Annotated in this window: 18 protein-coding genes; 11 read left to right on the plus strand and 7 right to left on the minus strand. The window is 60.4% G+C overall.

Features of this window, described 5'->3' with window-relative positions:
* Nucleotides 1-2 precede the first annotated feature (2 nt).
* Together serS and AB4K19_RS05005 are read right to left on the minus strand one after the other, a co-directional pair.
* Complete coding sequence (serS, locus tag AB4K19_RS05000; protein ID WP_375230814.1) at nt 3-1,295, minus strand: serine--tRNA ligase; 1,293 nt, start codon at nt 1,293-1,295, stop codon at nt 3-5.
* Nucleotides 1,296-1,382: 87 nt separating this feature from the next.
* A complete protein-coding gene (locus tag AB4K19_RS05005; RefSeq protein WP_436399264.1) occupies nt 1,383-2,138 on the minus strand; it encodes a trypsin-like serine peptidase in 756 nt (251 codons plus the stop codon).
* Nucleotides 2,139-2,319: 181 nt separating this feature from the next.
* On the opposite strand from AB4K19_RS05005, the gene yajC reads away from it, so the two are divergent.
* From yajC to AB4K19_RS05055, 10 genes are read left to right on the plus strand one after another with little or no spacing between them, the layout of a single operon-like run.
* A complete protein-coding gene (yajC, locus tag AB4K19_RS05010; RefSeq protein WP_375230817.1) occupies nt 2,320-2,598 on the plus strand; it encodes a preprotein translocase subunit YajC in 279 nt (92 codons plus the stop codon).
* A 32-nt stretch (nt 2,599-2,630) separates the two neighbouring features.
* Nucleotides 2,631-4,292 carry a protein translocase subunit SecD gene (gene secD / locus AB4K19_RS05015; RefSeq protein ID WP_375230818.1) on the plus strand — a complete coding sequence of 554 codons (1,662 nt, stop codon included), beginning with the start codon at nt 2,631-2,633 and terminating at the stop codon, nt 4,290-4,292.
* A 1-nt stretch (nt 4,293) separates the two neighbouring features.
* Nucleotides 4,294-5,268: a protein translocase subunit SecF gene (secF, locus tag AB4K19_RS05020; protein ID WP_375230819.1), complete on the plus strand. Its 975-nt coding sequence runs from the start codon at nt 4,294-4,296 to the stop codon at nt 5,266-5,268.
* Complete coding sequence (locus tag AB4K19_RS05025; RefSeq protein ID WP_375230820.1) at nt 5,261-6,013, plus strand: sulfite exporter TauE/SafE family protein; 753 nt, start codon at nt 5,261-5,263, stop codon at nt 6,011-6,013. The genes secF and AB4K19_RS05025 overlap by 8 nt, the downstream gene beginning before the upstream one ends.
* Before the next feature lie 13 nt (nt 6,014-6,026).
* Nucleotides 6,027-6,380, plus strand: a complete 354-nt coding sequence (locus tag AB4K19_RS05030) for an Mth938-like domain-containing protein (RefSeq protein WP_436399265.1) — start codon at nt 6,027-6,029, stop codon at nt 6,378-6,380.
* A gap of 54 nt (nt 6,381-6,434) precedes the next feature.
* Complete coding sequence (gene ccmA, locus AB4K19_RS05035; RefSeq protein ID WP_436399266.1) at nt 6,435-7,052, plus strand: heme ABC exporter ATP-binding protein CcmA; 618 nt, start codon at nt 6,435-6,437, stop codon at nt 7,050-7,052.
* Nucleotides 7,049-7,705 carry a heme exporter protein CcmB gene (gene ccmB, locus AB4K19_RS05040; RefSeq protein WP_436399267.1) on the plus strand — a complete coding sequence of 219 codons (657 nt, stop codon included), beginning with the start codon at nt 7,049-7,051 and terminating at the stop codon, nt 7,703-7,705. Before ccmA ends, ccmB begins: the two co-directional genes overlap by 4 nt.
* A gap of 52 nt (nt 7,706-7,757) precedes the next feature.
* Complete coding sequence (locus AB4K19_RS05045; protein ID WP_436399268.1) at nt 7,758-8,525, plus strand: heme ABC transporter permease; 768 nt, start codon at nt 7,758-7,760, stop codon at nt 8,523-8,525.
* Nucleotides 8,525-8,680, plus strand: a complete 156-nt coding sequence (ccmD, locus tag AB4K19_RS05050; RefSeq protein ID WP_375230823.1) for a heme exporter protein CcmD — start codon at nt 8,525-8,527, stop codon at nt 8,678-8,680. The genes AB4K19_RS05045 and ccmD overlap by 1 nt, the downstream gene beginning before the upstream one ends.
* Nucleotides 8,673-9,215, plus strand: coding sequence for a DsbE family thiol:disulfide interchange protein (locus AB4K19_RS05055; protein ID WP_375230824.1), 543 nt, complete (start codon nt 8,673-8,675; stop codon nt 9,213-9,215). Before ccmD ends, AB4K19_RS05055 begins: the two co-directional genes overlap by 8 nt.
* 48 nt (nt 9,216-9,263) lie before the next feature.
* On the opposite strand, the gene AB4K19_RS05060 is transcribed toward AB4K19_RS05055, so the two are convergent.
* Together AB4K19_RS05060 and acnA are read right to left on the minus strand one after the other, a co-directional pair.
* Complete coding sequence (locus AB4K19_RS05060; RefSeq protein WP_375230825.1) at nt 9,264-9,947, minus strand: VPLPA-CTERM sorting domain-containing protein; 684 nt, start codon at nt 9,945-9,947, stop codon at nt 9,264-9,266.
* Nucleotides 9,948-10,210: 263 nt separating this feature from the next.
* Entirely contained in the window at nt 10,211-12,898 is a 2,688-nt protein-coding gene (gene acnA / locus AB4K19_RS05065; protein ID WP_436399269.1) for an aconitate hydratase AcnA, read from the minus strand.
* A 229-nt stretch (nt 12,899-13,127) separates the two neighbouring features.
* On the opposite strand from acnA, the gene AB4K19_RS05070 reads away from it, so the two are divergent.
* On the plus strand, nt 13,128-13,823 hold the full coding sequence (locus tag AB4K19_RS05070) for a DUF1223 domain-containing protein (protein WP_375230826.1): 696 nt from the start codon (nt 13,128-13,130) through the stop codon (nt 13,821-13,823).
* 11 nt (nt 13,824-13,834) lie between these two features.
* On the opposite strand, the gene AB4K19_RS05075 is transcribed toward AB4K19_RS05070, so the two are convergent.
* From AB4K19_RS05075 to AB4K19_RS05085, 3 genes are all read right to left on the minus strand, one after another.
* On the minus strand, nt 13,835-14,719 hold the full coding sequence (locus tag AB4K19_RS05075) for a lysophospholipid acyltransferase family protein (protein WP_375230827.1): 885 nt from the start codon (nt 14,717-14,719) through the stop codon (nt 13,835-13,837).
* Nucleotides 14,720-14,926: 207 nt separating this feature from the next.
* On the minus strand, nt 14,927-15,997 hold the full coding sequence (locus AB4K19_RS05080) for a flagellar motor switch protein FliG (RefSeq protein WP_436399270.1): 1,071 nt from the start codon (nt 15,995-15,997) through the stop codon (nt 14,927-14,929).
* Between the two features lie 62 nt (nt 15,998-16,059).
* A complete protein-coding gene (locus AB4K19_RS05085) occupies nt 16,060-16,575 on the minus strand; it encodes a tetratricopeptide repeat protein (RefSeq protein WP_375230829.1) in 516 nt (171 codons plus the stop codon).
* Nucleotides 16,576-16,872 lie beyond the last annotated feature (297 nt).

Genomic DNA, 16,872 nt, shown 5'->3' on the forward strand with positions numbered 1-16,872 from the left:
GCTCAGGCCAGCGTGCCCTCGGCGGTGAGCAGGGTCTTGCCACCAAGGTAGGGGGCGAGCACTGCGGGCAGCTGCACAGAGCCATCTTCCTGCTGGCCGTTTTCGAGAACGGCGATCAGACAGCGGCCGACCGCCAGGCCCGATCCATTCAGAGTGTGCACAAACGCCGGCTTGCCGCCATCGGCGGGCCGGAACCGCGCATTCATGCGCCGCGCCTGAAAATCGCCGGTGGTCGAGACAGAAGAAATCTCGCGGAAGGCATCTTGTCCGGGCAGCCAGGCTTCGATGTCGTAAGTGCGGCGGGCGCCAAAGCCCATATCGCCTGTGCACAGAACCACGGTGCGGTAGGCCAGGCCCAGACGCTCGAGGATATCCTCGGCGCAGCGCAGCATGCGTTTCTGTTCTGCCTCGGAGTGGTCGGGATGCGTGATGGACACCATCTCGACCTTTTCAAACTGGTGCTGACGCAGCATGCCAGCGGTGTCCCGCCCGGCGCTGCCCGCCTCGGAGCGGAAGCAGAGCGTATGCGCCGTCATCCGGCGGGGCAGGTCGCTTTCTTCGAGGATATCGCCCCCGACCGTGAAGGTCAGTGGGATTTCCGAGGTGGACACCAGCCACCAGCCGTTGGTCGTCTGATAGCTGTCTTCGGCAAACTTGGGCAGTTTGTCGGTGCCATACATGGCCTCGTCCCGCACCAGTACGGGGCTGTTGATCTCGGTCAGCCCGTTCTCGTCCACATGTGTGTCGATCATGAACTGCGCCAGTGCGCGGTGGATGCGTGCCACGGCACCCTTGAGCATGACGAACCGCGCACCGGAGGTTTTGGCCGCCGTTTCAAAATCCATGGAGGCCGCAACACCGGCAATCTCGTAGTGTTCTTTGGGCGTGAACGTGAAAACAGGTTTCTCGCCCCAGGCGTTAACCTCGACGTTGTCATTCTCGTCGGCACCATCGGGCACATCATCTGCCGGGATGTTCGCAATCCAGGACAGCTTGTCGGTCAGTTGTGCATCAAGCTCCTTGGCTTCGGCCTGCATCGCCGCGACTTCGGACTTTTTCTCGGATACGAGGGCGCGCAGACGCTCAAACTCCGCCTCATCACCGGCGGCCTTGGCGGCGCCAACTTTTTTGGACGCCTGGTTCTGCTCGGCCTGGGCGTTTTCGGCTGCGGCGATCTTGGCGCGGCGTGCTTCATCAATGGCCAGGATCTCAGAGGACAGAGGCGCATCTCCACGGCGGGCAAGAGCTGCGTCAAAGGCATCGGGGGCCTGACGGATTGCGCGGATATCATGCATGGAATCGTCCTCGGGTCTGAATCATTTCGCGGACAGCTTATGCCGTAACTTTTACCGGATCGTAACCATGAGTTTTGACGGGCCGTTTTAAGGTTGGGCCGCGCGTTCCTCTGCCCGCTGCTGCGCAGCTGCGACTTCAGCCCGGATCCAGTCGTTCACAGGGACCACCATCGCATTGCCGTCCGGGCCCGCACGCGCCACGATGACACCCCCCAGTGTCCATCGTTCCCCATCCCGTACCAGCAGGGCGCCGCCGGAGTTGCCGCTGACGACGGTGCAGTCCGACAGGATCATACTGTCTTCCCACGTCAGCTCTGCCCCGCAATCGAACCGGCCATGTAACTGCCGTGGCGTGAATCGCTGGTGCGCAAGGAGTGCTACGGGCCCTGCTTCGACCGTCCCGGTGAAGAGTGTCATGGGCGCGGCTGTTTCGGCGGGCACGGGCGTCTGCAACTGCAGAACGCCAATGTCAAAGGCGAATGCCCGGGTACCGCTGGCAAAGAGATAGGGGGGATAGACCCGCATTTCAGCGGCTCTGTGACTGGCGATCTGCGTCGTCCCGTTCCACCCTATCGTAAAAAATCTCAGGATTTGTCCGGCGTTACGGCCACCAGCGCAGTGAGCCGCAGTCAGAACAAGGTCCGGTGCCACAAGGGTCCCCGAACAGGTGGGAATACCGGCCGGACCCCCGACGTTTACCACGCCAACGGCGTGCCACTGCGGTAACCCTGCCTGTGGAACAGGCGACAGAGGGCCGCTTTCGGCCAGCACCCGGACGCCGGAGAACAATATTGCGAAAAGCGCAGCGGCACGGCGTCCGGTGAGGGTTTTCAATGGTCTCATTGCACCGGCATCCTGCACACAATGCACGGGCACGCCAAGAGTATGCCTGATGCATGCAGATACATTGTGTCAGCGGCCACGCGCCGCCTTGCAAACCCGCGCCTCAGACCATAGGTTCCGCCAGAATTTCGTGCATCCCCGACGGGTTGCCTGCGACCCTATTGTAAAGGACCCGACCGCTATGGAAGCATTCGCCCAGTTTGTCCCGCTGATCCTGATTTTCGCGATCATGTATTTCCTTCTGATCCGCCCGCAGCAGAAGAAGGTGAAAGAGCATCAGGCGATGGTTGCAGCGCTGCGCCGGGGTGACCAGGTGGTGACCCAGGGTGGCATCGTTGGCAAGGTGGCCAAGGTCAAGGAAGACGGTGAACTGGAAATCGAGATTGCCGAAGGCGTGAAGGTCCGCGTGATCCAGCACACCATCGCATCTGTCGTCTCGAAAACCGAACCGGCGAAGTAATCGCGCCCTTCAACCGCTGAAAAGGCGCTTTCATGCTTCAGATTGATCTCTGGAAACGCATCCTGATCCTGCTGACCTGTCTCGCGGGTCTCTGGGTGGCGGTGCCGAACCTGTTTTACACCTCAGTTGAGCAGCATAACGATGCCGCTCAGGCAATCGAGCTTGGCGCTGATACGCCTGAAAACCAGGCTCAGCTGGCGCTCTGGCCGGAATGGATGCCGTCGGGTCTTGTCAATCTGGGGCTGGATCTGCGTGGTGGTGCGCACCTGTTGGCAGAAGTGAAAGTGCAGGACGTCTATGAGGCGCGGATGCAGGCCTACTGGCCGGAAATCCGCGATGCGCTGCGCCCGGAACGCGCCACAATCGGCACCGTGCGTCTTCAGCCCTCACCGGCGGATGAAGTGCATGTGCGCATTTCACAGCCCGAAGGCATGGCGCGCGCGCTGGAAGTTGTGCGGGGGCTGGCCACGCCTATCCCGACCCTGACGGGCGTCGGCGCCAACGACATTGAGGTCCGGGCCGAAGGTGATGTGATCATCGTGACCCTGTCGGAGGCCGAAAAACTGGCATCTGACGAGCGGACGGTTCAGCAAAGCCTTGAGATTATCCGCCGCCGGATTGACGAGGTGGGCACGCGTGAGCCCACGATCCAGCGCCAGGGAGCAGACCGCATTCTGATCCAGGTTCCGGGCATCGGCTCTGCGGCTGAACTCAAGGATATCATCGGTACCACGGCCCAGCTGACCTTTAATCCGGTGGTCAGCCGGGGTTCAGACGGCGATGCGGTACCGGGCATCGGCAATGTGATCCTGCCGTCCATTGATGAACCCGGCGCATTCTACACGCTGGAGGCCGCACCTGTCGTTACCGGCGAGGAACTGGTGGATGCGCAGCCGGCCTTTGACCAGAACGGCCGCCCTGCGGTGAATTTCCGGTTCAATACCACGGGCGCACGCAAGTTCGGTGATTACACCGCGGAGAATATCGGATCGCCCTTCGCTATTGTGCTCGACAGTGAAGTGATCAGCGCACCCACGATCCAGAGCCACATTCCGGGTGGATCCGGCATCATCACAGGCCAGTTCACGGTCGAGGAATCGACCAATCTGGCGGTGCTGCTCAGGGCAGGGGCGCTGCCTGCGGGCCTTGAATTCCTTGAGGAACGGACCATCGGTCCGGAGCTGGGGCAGGACAGTATCGACGCGGGTAAAGTCGCGACCATCGTGGCTTTTGTCGCTGTGCTGGTGTTCATGTTCCTGAGCTACGGGCTCTTCGGGCTTTTTGCCAACGTCGCCCTGATCATCAACATCGGTCTTATCTTTGGTCTGCTGAGTGTGATCGGCGGTACCCTGACGCTGCCCGGTATTGCGGGGATCGTTCTGACGGTCGGTATGGCGGTGGACGCCAACGTGCTGATTTTCGAGCGTATCCGCGAGGAACTGAAAACATCCAAAGGGCCGGCCCGTGCGATTGAGCTTGGCTATGAAAAGGCCCTGTCGGCCATTCTGGATGCCAACATCACAACCTTCATCACAGCGGTGATCCTGTTTGCAATGGGCTCCGGCCCGGTGCGCGGGTTCGCGATCACGCTGGGTCTGGGCATTCTGACGTCGGTCTTCACAGCGATTTTCGTTACCCGCCTGCTGGTGGTCATCTGGTTCGAGCGCAAGCGCCCGAAAACAATCGAGGTCTGATATGCGTCTGCGTCTGGTCAAACAGAATACGAACTTCGACTTTTTCAGCCGCTGGAAGCTCTGGCTGGGTATTTCAGGCCTGATGATGGTCATCGCCTTTGCCTCGTTCATGATCCAGGGGCTGAACTTCGGCATCGACTTCCGCGGGGGCACGACCATCCGGACGGAAAGCACGCAGCCCGTGGACATCGGTGTCTACCGCGAGGCACTGACACCGCTGGAACTGGGCGACATCTCAATTACCGAGGTGTTCGATCCGCAGTTCGACGCGGATCAGAACGTCGCGATGATCCGGATTGAGGCCCAGGAAGGCGATGAGGCGGTTCAGGGTCAGCTGATCGAAGATATCGGCACGGCCCTGCAGGCCGCTGACCCCGGTCTCAAACTGCCGTTCGCTTCTGTTGAATCGGTGGGACCGAAGGTTTCCGGCGAGCTGATCCAGACCGCCGTCATCGCTGTGGTTCTCGCGATTGGTGCAGTGCTTGTCTATATCTGGCTGCGGTTTGAGTGGCAGTTCGCGGTTGGTGCGGTGCTGGCCCTTGTGCACGACGTGATCCTGACAATCGGTGTGTTTTCTGAACTGCAGATCAGGTTTGATCTTGCGATTATTGCAGCACTTCTGACCATCGTTGGATATTCTCTTAACGATACGGTGGTAGTCTTTGACCGGGTTCGCGAAAACCTGCGCAAATACAAGAAAAAGCCATTGAACGAAGTGCTCAACATCTCGATCAACGAAACGCTCAGCCGGACGTTTATGACCTCCGTGACCACGTTGCTGGCGCTGATTGCACTGTTTGTGCTGGGCGGCGACGTAATCCGCGGATTTGTCTTTGCGATGATCTGGGGCGTGATCGTGGGCACCTATTCGTCGGTCTTCGTGGCCTCTGCGGTGCTGCTTTATCTGGGTGTGAAACGCGACTGGTCCAAGCCCGACGCCAATGCCGGAAACCAATACGCCAACATAGATGCCTGAATTTCTGAGCAGCCTTCCGGACGCCGGAGGGCTGATCTGGCTGATCGCGGGGGTTATTGCCGCTGGTCTGGTGCGCGGATTTGCAGGGTTTGGCAGCGGCATGATCATCATGGCCACGGCTTCTTCGGTGCTGCCGCCGGTCTCGGCCGTGATTTTCATGATGATGGCGGAACTGATCGGCCCACTGCCCAACCTGCGCGCAGCCTGGCGCGAAGGCGCGCCGCGTGACGTCGGCCGTCTGATGATCGGGGCGACCATTATGGTGCCCGTGGGCATCTGGTGCCTTGCGAATATGTCCACCGAAGTATTTGGCTGGATCGTCTCGGCCTCCGTCCTGCTGCTGCTTGCGATGCTGATATCGGGCTGGCGTTACAAGGGTGAACTGACGCCGCGTCTTACGGTCGGCACCGGCGCGCTGGGGGGCTTTATGTCCGGGTTTGCCGGCATTCCGGGCCCGCCGGTCATCATGCTCTACATGTCCAGCCGGTTGCCGATTGCAGTGATCCGGGCGAACTTTCTGCTCTATCTGCTCGCCATTGATGTGGTCATGATCGCGGTCTTCTGGGGAAGCGGGCTGTTCATCTGGGAAATTGCGGTGCTGGGTCTGCTGGCCGGCATTCCGAATTTCGTGGCCAATTACGCAGGCGCGCAGCTTTTTGACCCGAACGCGGAACGTGTTTTCCGGATTGTGGCCTATATCGTGATTGCGGCTTCGGCTATTCTGGGTCTGCCTTTGTGGAGCTGAAGCGGAAAACACCATGCGCCTGAATGAAATCACCTTTACCGATGCCAAACCCGTGGAGGGCTACGGTCCCGGTTTTTTTCGGATCGGCGGAGAGGTGTACAACGGCCCGGTCCTGACGGGGCCTGCTGGCACAGGGCCGTGGGGCGGGCTGGAAGATGCCGCGGCCCTGATGGACCTGGCGGGCCGCATTGATGTGCTCTTTGTCGGGACGGGGGCGGACATCGCGCACCTGCCCGAAACGCTGCAGACGCAGCTCGAAGAGGCAGGTCTCGGCATCGAGGTGATGGCCTCACCCGCAGCCGCGCGGACGTACAACATCCTGCTCAGCGAAGGCAGGCGGATCGCGCTGGCGCTGCTGCCTGTCTGAAAATTCCCGCAAACCCGCTTTTGCGCACGGGCGCAATAGGTTAACGCTTGTGGCATGACACTGACGATCCGAGATCTCAGCGTGGCCCGCGGCGGGCTGCCGGTTCTGACCGGGCTGTCTTTCCGGCTGGCACCTGGCGATGCGCTGATCCTGCGCGGGCCGAACGGGTCGGGTAAAACCACATTGTTGCGCACACTTGCGGGACTGCAGCCACCTTTGTCCGGTGAAATAGACGCCGATCCCGATGCAATCGCGTATTCCGGGCACTCGGATGGTCTGAAGTCGATGCTGACAGTGACCGAAAATCTCCGCTTCTGGGCCTCGGTTTTCGGCCATCAGGATATTCTGCCCGCACTGCGGGGCTTTGATCTGGAAAACCTCTCCGACCGTCTTGCCGGCACCCTGTCAGCCGGGCAGAAACGCCGCCTCGGACTTGCGAGGCTGCTGGTCACCGCCCGTCCGGTCTGGGTCCTGGATGAACCGACCGTTTCGCTTGACGCGGCTTCTGTCGCGCTTTTTGCCAGCGCGGTGCGCGCGCATCTGGAACGTGGTGGTTCGGCGCTGATCGCCACGCATATCGACCTCGGCCTTGATGCGGAGGTGCTGGATATTTCGCCGTGGCGTGCCACCGCTGATGCCCGCGCCGGTGCCAGCGATGAGGCTTTCCTGTGAGAGCTCTGCTGCACCGGGACCTGGCCCTGGCGCTGAGGGCAGGGGGCGGTTTCGGCCTCGGGCTGGCTTTCTTTCTGATTGTGACCGTTCTGGTCCCGTTCGGCGTCGGGCCGCAGTCTGAGCTGCTGGCGCGGATCGCCCCGGGGATCCTGTGGCTTGGCGCGCTGCTGGCCTGTCTGCTGTCGCTGGACCGCCTGCTGGCGCTCGACTGGGAGGACGGCACGCTGGACCTGCTGGCCACGTCTCCTCTGCCGCTGGAGGCGGCACTCAGCATCAAGGCGCTTGCGCACTGGATCACCACCGGCCTGCCGTTGGTGCTGGCGGCCCCCGTTCTGGGTGTCCTGCTGAACCTGCCAGGGCCAGGATACCTGTGGCTCGTCATTTCACTGGCGCTGGGAACGCCCGCGCTGTCGGTGATCGGCACCTTTGGTGCGGCTCTGACCGTGGGCATCAAACGGGGAGGGCTGCTGCTGTCGCTGCTGGTGCTGCCGCTCTATGTGCCGACGCTGATATTCGGGGCAGAAGTGGCGCGCCGCGGTGCCGCAGGTCTGGATACGCTGACACCACTGCTGATGCTGGCCGGGATCACCGCCGGCGTGGTCGCCGTCATGCCGTTTGCCTCGGCGGCGGCCCTGCGGATAAACCTGCGGTGATCGTGACGTTTTGTCCATTGAGCGCGCGGGCGGGGGAGCATAGATAAGAGCCATGTCAGCAACCGACGAAAAGCCAGCGGTCAAACGCCCTTCGGGCTTCTGGAGCTATGCCAACCCGGTGAAATTCCTGGGGCTCAGCGAGCGCGTGCTCCCGACACTCTGGGTGCTCTCCGCCGCATGCCTGGTGATCGGTCTCATCTGGGGCTTCTTTTTCACGCCGGACGATTTTCGTCAGGGCTCAACGGTGAAGATCATCTACCTGCACGTGCCTTCCGCGATGATGGCGATCAACGCCTGGGCGATGATGCTCATTGCATCGCTGGTCTGGATCGTGCGCCGCCACCATGTCAGTGCTCTGGCGGCAAAGGCGGCAGCACCGGTGGGCGTGGTGATGACGCTCATCGCTCTGGCAACCGGGGCCATCTGGGGACAGCCGATGTGGGGCACCTGGTGGGCCTGGGATCCGCGTCTGACCTCCTTTCTGATCCTGTTTCTTTTTTATCTGGGTTATATCGCCCTCTGGGAGGCGATTGATGACCCGGATACCGCGGCTGATCTGACCTCGGTCCTGTGTCTCGTGGGGTCCGTTTTTGCGGTGCTTTCGCGCTATGCCGTAAACTTCTGGAACCAGGGCCTGCACCAGGGCGCATCGCTCAGCCTAGACAAGGAAGAGAACGTCGCCGATGTCTTCTACTTTCCGCTGCTGGTCTGTATCGCCGGTTTTGTCTTGCTCTTTCTTGCACTTGTTCTGTACCGCACGGGCACTGAAATCCGGCTGCGCCGGACACGGGCGCTGATGGCCCGGCAGAGGGCGCGCTGATGCCTGATCTCGGAAAATACGCTGATGCCGTGCTGTCGGCCTATGCTGTCTCGCTGCTCCTGCTTGTTTTCCTGGTATTGCTGACGCTGCGCCGGGGACGCCGGGCACGCGCTGAACTGGCCGCTGCTGAAAGCGGAGAAAAGCGGGATGGCTAAAAAGATCTCACCTCTGATGATCGCGCCGCCGCTGATCTTTGCAGGGTTTGTGGCGCTGGCAGGGATCGGCATGTTCACGACTGATTCCTCTGAACTGCGCTCGACGCTGATCGGCAAACCGGCGCCCTCGATAACAGACGCTCAGCTGGGTGACTTCCAGCCCGTCACTGCCGATGCCATGGCGACCGGCGAAGTGACGCTGGTGAACTTCTGGGCCAGCTGGTGCCCGCCCTGTCACGCGGAACATCCCCGCCTTCTTGAAATGGCCGAAGAGGGCATGCCCATCATCGGTGTGAATTTCCGCGACCAGGAAGCCCCTGCGGCCGGATATCTCACAGAGGACGGGAACCCGTTCCTGGCGGTTGCCTTCGATCCGGAGGCGCGCACTGCAATTGACTGGGGTGTCACGGCGCCGCCGGAAACGTTCATCCTCGATGCTGAGGGCACGGTGCTCTTCCGTTTTGCCGGGCCACTGATCGGAAGCGATTATGAACAACGTTTCCTGCCCGAACTGAACAAAGCGCTTGGCAAATAAAAAAGCGCCCCCCGCAGGGAGCGCCTTGTCTGTTTCATCCTGTCAGGATCAGGCCTGTTTGCGGCGTCTCATCCAGGCGAAGGCACCCAGACCACCAACCAGAAGCGGCAGACCTGCCGGAACGGGCACTGCAGACACTTCGATCTGGCCTACCGCGCCAGAGCGCGAGAACACAACTTCAAGCGTGTCGCCGCGCGCGCCAGCGAAATCAAGCAGGGTGAATTCGTTGTTGTTTGCAGTGTTGTTGGTGTCGGATTCGTTGTCGTCATTCAGAATGAAGCTCAGGACGACATCATCACCGGAGAACAGCGTCGCCGAAGTTCTGACTTCGGAGTCCAGCAGGAACAGTTCGCCAAGAGCCACCTCCGAGAGGAAGGAGAACGTCAGCGTGCCGCCGCTGCCGTTGTCATCCGGTCCACCGGTTGCGTTCTCCTGAACGATCAGCGCATTGCCAAACCCGCGCACGTCATTGTCGTCCTCGGCGTTTGTAAAGTCAGATGTCAGGTCGGGATCGTTGCCCGTGCTGGTTGTCCCCGGCGCTGTATTGAACACAACAGCCTGCGCCTGGCCGCCGATTGCGGAAATGTCAGCAACGATGCCATCCGCCAGCTCGGTGTTTGCGCCAAGCACCTGACCTTCGCTGAAACCGCCGAAATCCACAGTTGCTGCGTGGCTCATGCCAGCAGCGCTGAAACCAATTGCTGCAACCGCAGCCATACCCAGTGTCTTCATTCTTCGTACTCCCACACTACTGGTTCAAAAAGTTACGCGTTATGCTGCAGGCTTTACGTTTTTTTAAGACATGGTCCAATCACAAAAATGCCATATTCCCGCTTTGGTAGTGTTGTGACCCAGCGTCATCGACCTTTGCATCCGTAGCGGGAGCAGGTGCGGAAAAAAGATGCATTTCTGCACCCGCTGGCTGAGGCATGGCACAAAAAAAACCCGGCGCCAGACCGGCACCGGGTTTCCATTCAGTTCAGGGCAGACCCTGATCAGGCGGCCTGCGCCAGGTTGCGCAGCACATAATGCAGCACGCCACCGTGTTCGATGTATTCGATCTCAATGGCGGTATCGATCCGGCACTTCAGCATGATTTCTTTGCTGCTGCCATCGGCCATCGTGATCGTGCAGGGCACTTCCTGCAGCGGCTGGATGGTGTCCAGTCCGGCAATCGAAACGGTTTCCTCTCCGGTCAGGCCCAGAGATTTGCGGGTGTCGCCGCCGGTGAACTCAAACGGGATCACGCCCATGCCCACCAGGTTGGACCGGTGGATGCGCTCAAAGCTCTCGGCGATCACGGCCTTGACGCCCAGCAGTGCCGTGCCCTTGGCCGCCCAGTCGCGGCTGGAGCCAGCGCCATACTGTTCACCGCCAAAGATCACCAGCGGGGTGCCCGCATCCTGATAGGCCATCGCTGCGTCATAGATCGACGACTGGTGGCCATCGGGGCCTTTGGTATAGCCACCCTCAACGCCGTCCAGCATCTCGTTCTTGATACGGATGTTGGCGAAGGTGCCGCGCATCATGACCTCGTGGTTGCCGCGGCGCGACCCATAGGAGTTGAACTCCCGCACAGGCACCTGACGTTCGATCAGGTACTGACCGGCGGGCGTGGTGTCCTTGAAGGAGCCGGCGGGCGAGATGTGGTCCGTGGTGATCATATCGCCCAGGATCGCCAGCACGCTCGCGTTCTCGATGTTCGAGATCGTGCCCGGCTCTTTGCCCATGCCCTGGAAATAGGGCGGGTTCTGAACATATGTCGAGGAGACCGGCCAGTCATAGACTTTGCTGTCTGTCGTGCTGACACCCTGCCATTTGTCGTCGCCTTTGAAGACGTCGGCGTATTTGGTCAGGAAGGCCTCGCGCGTGACGGTCTGTTCGACCAGCTCTGCAACTTCCTGGCTTGTGGGCCAGATGTCTTTCAGGAAGACGTCATTGCCGTCCTTGTCCTGACCCAGAGGTTCCGTTGTCAGATCAATGTTCAGCGTGCCGGCCAGGGCATAGGCCACGACCAGCGGCGGGGAGGCCAGATAGTTGGCACGTACGTCCGGGCTGATCCGGCCTTCAAAGTTGCGGTTGCCCGACAGGACGGATGTCGCCACCAGATCGCCTTCGGCAATGGCCTCGGACAGTTCTTTCTGGATCGGACCGGAGTTACCGATACAGGTGGTGCAGCCGTAACCCACCAGGTTGAAGCCGATCGCATCCAGATCATCCTGCAGACCGGCGGCCTCAAGATAGGCGGAAACCACCTGGGATCCTGGTGCCAGCGATGTTTTGACCCAGGGCTTGCGGTTCAGGCCGAGGGCAGCAGCCTTGCGCGCCACGAGGCCCGCGCCGATCATCACGTATGGGTTCGAGGTATTGGTGCAGGAGGTGATCGAGGCGATCACAACCTTGCCCGATTCCATGGTGTAGTCTTCGCCTGCGACAGCGACTTCCTTGCCCATGGGGCGCTTGAAGGTCTCTTCCATCTCGCGCGCGAATGCGGCCTTTGCATTGTCGAGTGCTACGTAGTCCTGCGGGCGCTTGGGGCCAGAGATCGCGGGGACGATTGTGTTCATGTCGAGGTGCAGCGTGTCCGTGTAGACGGGTGCATAATCCGCACCGCGCCAGAAGCCGTTTTCCTTGGCATAGGCTTCGACGAGGGCCACACGGTCCTCATCCCGGCCGGTGTTGCGCAGGTAGCGCAGTGTCTCATTGTCAATCGGGAAGAAGCCGCAGGTCGCGCCATATTCCGGTGCCATGTTCGCGATGGTGGCACGGTCGGCCAGCGGCAGACGGTCGAGGCCTTCGCCGTAGAACTCGACGAATTTGCCGACAACTCCCTTGGCGCGCAGCATTTCGACGACCTTGAGCACCAGGTCAGTACCGGTGGTTCCTTCCATCATGGTGCCGGTCAGCTCAAAGCCGATCACTTCCGGGATCAGCATAGAAATCGGCTGGCCGAGCATTGCGGCTTCCGCCTCGATCCCGCCAACGCCCCAACCGAGGACCGCCGCACCGTTGACCATCGTGGTGTGGCTGTCCGTGCCAACGAGCGTATCGGGATAGGCGACTTCGGTGCCGTTCTGATCTTTGTCGGTCCAGACAGTCTGGGCCAGATATTCCAGGTTCACCTGGTGGCAGATACCGGTGCCGGGGGGCACCACGCGGAAGTTGTTGAACGCCTTCTGACCCCACTTGAGGAAGGTATAGCGCTCCATGTTGCGTTCGTATTCGCGGTCCACGTTCATCTGGAACGCGCGCGGGTTGCCGAACTCATCGATCATCACCGAGTGGTCGATCACGAGATCAACAGGGTTCAGCGGGTTGATCTTTTCCGCGTCACCGCCAAGGCTGATGATCGCGTCACGCATCGCGGCGAGATCAACAACGGCCGGGACGCCGGTGAAATCCTGCAGCAGCACGCGGGCAGGGCGGTATGCGATCTCGCGCGGGTTTTTGCCGCCTTTGGCGCCCCATTCGGCAAACGCCCTGATGTCGTCGGTGGTGACAGTCTTGCCGTCCTCGAACCGCAGCATGTTTTCCAGCACCACCTTCAGTGCGGCGGGCAGATTCGAAAAATCACCCAGTCCCGCGGCGCTGGCGGCTGGAATGGAGTAATAGTCAACGCTCTGTGCGCCGACGGTCAGGGTCTTACGTGTGGCTGAGCTGTCGTGACCAACGGTAATGGGCATGAAATGCGTCCTCTGGCTTGAATGAAGTCATCACTGGATTGGCTGCTGCATAGACCCATGCGTGTGGGCATTTCAACTCAATTCAGCGCTTCCGCGTCAAAATGTATACCATTGTGTACCGAAATCTGAAAGGATTCCTTCACCAGTCTCAAGAAACCTTGATTGGCGTTTCATCTGAGGTCTCAATATGTGTGGTCACAGGGGCGGGACCGCAGCATCGGGGAATCAGATGAAACGATTTATACAGGCATTTGTCACATCAATGATCCTGGCCGCACCGCTTCAGGCGGAAGACAGCCCGGTTGTTGTTGAGCTCTATACCTCGCAGGGATGTTCGTCCTGTCCGCCTGCGGATGAAATTTTCCACGCTCTGTCGGACCGTGATGACGTTATCGCTCTGGCACTGCATGTAGACTACTGGGACTATATCGGCTGGAAAGACGAATTCGCGGATCCGCGGAACGCAGAGCGGCAGCGGGCTTATGCCACCGTTGCGGGACGCCGGTCGATCTACACGCCCGAAATGATTGTGAACGGCACAACAGATATCGTCGGTGCCAAACCGATGCAGTTGTCCGACGCTATTGCGATGCACCGCGAGACCCCATCGCCCGTTGCAGTCAGTCTCGAACGGGACGGCAATTCGGTGCGCATCGATGCGCGCCCGCGTGAGGGCAGGGTGGGCCGGTCGGTTGTTCACATCCTGCGCTATGTCCCGCGGCGCGAAGCGCGGATTACCCGCGGTGAAAACGCGGGCCGTACGCTGGATTACGCGAATGTCACGCAGGACTGGACAGTGCTGGGAGAGTGGGATGGCCGCGCGCCGCTGGAGCTGGAGGCTGAAGCGCCGGGTGATCTGCCTGTAGTGGTGCTGATTCAGGCGGGCAATATGGGCCCGATACTCGGGGCTGCCCGCGTCCGCTGATCTGCCGGGCCTCAGGCCACGCGCCACCGCCTGTGAACCCAGAACCATTGTGCGGGATCCTTGCGGATATGTGCCGCCAGACTGTCGTTGAGATGCTGCGTCATCTGCTCCGGCGTTGAATGCTCAACCGGTGCCTCAAGCAGTGTTCTGAACGTCAGCCCATCTTCCTGCCGGATACCGTAAAACGGAATAAGCTCTGCGTTGTAGCGCAGGCTGAGTTCCGCCGCTGACAGCGCTGTTTTCGCCGGTTCGCCAAGGAAATCTAGGGTGGTTCCGTCATAGACGTGCTGGTCAAACAGCAGGACCAGCTGCCCGCCGTCCTTGAGATGGCGCACAAATCCCGCAGTGCCGCGCCGCCCCTTGGGAAACACGGGTCCGCCGAAAGCTTCCATTGTGCGGACGTAATGTGCGTTGAAATAAGGATTGGCCATGTTCCGGTAGAGGCCGCCAATTCTGTATCCGCGTGCGACCAGGGCCGCGCGTACAGCCTCATAGTTCCCGTAGTGACCGGTCACCAGAACAACGGGACGGTTTTCTTTGTGCGCCTGTTCCAGCGCGTCGACGCCCGGACCATCCAGATCATTGTCCGCAAGGCGGGCCGGAAAGTCCCGGCTGGAGTAATTCTCGATAAAGGTACGACCGACATTGTTCAGGCACCGGGCAGCAATCTGTTGCCGTTCGGTTTCTGGTGTGTCCGGCATGATCAACGCCAGGTTGCTCAGGGCGCGTGCTCTGTACCCGGCAACGGGGCCGATCACATGCTGTACGACCCACCCCACGAATCGCACCCTGGTGTCGTAGGGCAGGAGCAGTGCAAGGCGGATCAGCGCAACAATCGCGAGGTTGCTCAGGTAGTGTCCGGCGCGTCGGCTGAAGGGTGTTTGCTGCGGGGACATACCTGTGTCCTGGGCCTCGTCTGGCTGCTTGCGGCGGGCGTTGCATACCGCCCCCGGGCACCAGACATAGGGCGCTCAGGCCCGGATCACAAGGTATGCCGCGTCTGCCGGGCAGGCCGCTTTTCCGGATTGTGAGACCTCTTAGCTGTGCCGGCGGACCGGATTATTGCCGCAGCGGGCCCGTGCGGTCCGGTGATCTGAACCGGCTCAGTCACCATCCTCATCATCGACAATCAGCAACAGTTCGCCAGAGGCTTCCATCTCCCGGATCGACTGCACAATCATCGCTGCAGCTTCTTCCATATCAGATGCTTTGACCTTTTCACGCTCATCGACGGATTCGCGCAACTGGTCCGCCATCCGGCCGGACATGTTCTCAAGGATGAAGTCAGCGGACTTCTGGAAACCAGCAGCTTCTGCACCCGCAAGTGCTGTGATCAGAACATCCTGGTCAATGCCACGCACAACACGCGGAATATCGCGGGCCGCAATCCGTTGCGGGATGTTGCCGAAAGTAAAGATGGCCTTGCGGACCTGTTCTGCGAAACCGGCATCGGTTTCATCCAGCCCTTCAAGCACGTCATCGCGCGTGACAGAGGTTGTGGAATTAAGAATGGCTCCGACACGCTCTACCGGGCCACTGTCAAAGGCCTTCACCGGTTCTGCGTCCAGCTGTGCAGCAAGCGACAGCCCGATGCGGTCCACGGCATCCGGGGTGACGGCGCTGGTGAGTGACACGGCATAGGTAATGCGCCGTGCTTCGGGCCCGGGCAGCTGCCCCAGAAGTTCGGCAGCACGTTTGACATCAATCTTGGACAACATGACTGCAGCAACCTCAGTGCTCTCGTTTTGCAGCACAGGCAGCAGTTTTTCAGGGCCCAGCTGGCGCAGGCGTTCCCAGGGGTCACCATATTCACGCACCCCGGCCTCTTTGCGCAGGCGGGCCGCCGTCTGTTTCGAAATTTTGCCGTCGAGCGCGTTGAGCGCACCGGCAATACCGCCGCTGAACGACAGGCCAACGCTTTCGAGTTCGTCTGAGAACTCATTCACAACGTTCGAAAGGGTATTCCGGTCAACAAGCCGGAGTGAGCCCATCTGCTGGGTCAGTTCTGCCTGCAGCTCTTCGGGCAGATCCTCAAGCGGGATATCCGCGCCTTCGTTGATCAGCAGCCGTACGACGATTGCCGCTTTTGCTTTCCGGCTCATTCCCGCCGGGGATGCAGTGGGAGTTCCGCCCGCAAGGGCCGGGAACTGTGCCATGGGAACCATTTCAGTCATCTTTGCCCGCCTCTGTCTGTCGCAGACCGTTATGGCGGGCAAAGGTAAATATATGACTGAGATCAGTAGCTGTAAGTCTTGCCTGTCGCGATGGCGTTCCGCAGGGAGGTTTCGGCCCAGCTGCCGGTGCCGCCGTGGGCCCGGATCAGCTTCAGCTGTGCGACCGCTTCGGGAATACGGCCTTCTTCCACAAACCCCTGTCCCATGTAAGAGCGCGCCAGAATGTTCGCGGGATCGGCCGCGATGGCCTCTTCATAGAACATGTTCGCCACGTCAAGGTTACCCAGCTTGCGGTTCGTGAACCCCAGATAGGTCAGACGACCGGGATCGGCCGGATCCATCGTGTCAAGAACGCCCTGAGCATCCATGTAGCGGCCGGCATAGGCGAGCTGGCGGACCGTCTGATAGCGTTCATCGCGCTCCAGGCTGCTTTCCTGCGCATCAACGCATTTCTTTTTGTCTTTGTCATAGACCTGTGTCCCCTTGCAGGAGACCGTTGTCGGCTTCGGCTCGCTGCCACCGCCGGCGGCAAATGTGGCTGTTGGAAGGGCCAGTGCCACTGCAAGTAAAATTCTCATGTTAAATCGCTCCTCGTTACCATGTATTAACCAATCTAGAAGTGCTTCTTAATGAGTAAAGGCGCACCGCAGCGGTGCGCCTTCACATTTTCGCGTGGTGGCCGGATCAGCTGTTTATCGTCGTGGCGACACAAGTGCCTGATGCGTGATCATACACTGTGCCCTCTGCGCAGGACACAGCCTGCTTGCCATAACTGCAACCAGCCGCAAATGCGACCGCCGGAGTAAGGACGAGGGCCGCGGCGGCGACCAGAGTTCTGAACGTCATTGCGGTTCTCCTTTCGGACATGAATACCA

The sequence above is a fragment of the Roseobacter phycocola genome, from assembly GCF_042055075.2.
In the GTDB taxonomy this organism is placed as follows: Bacteria; Pseudomonadota; Alphaproteobacteria; order Rhodobacterales; family Rhodobacteraceae; genus Roseobacter.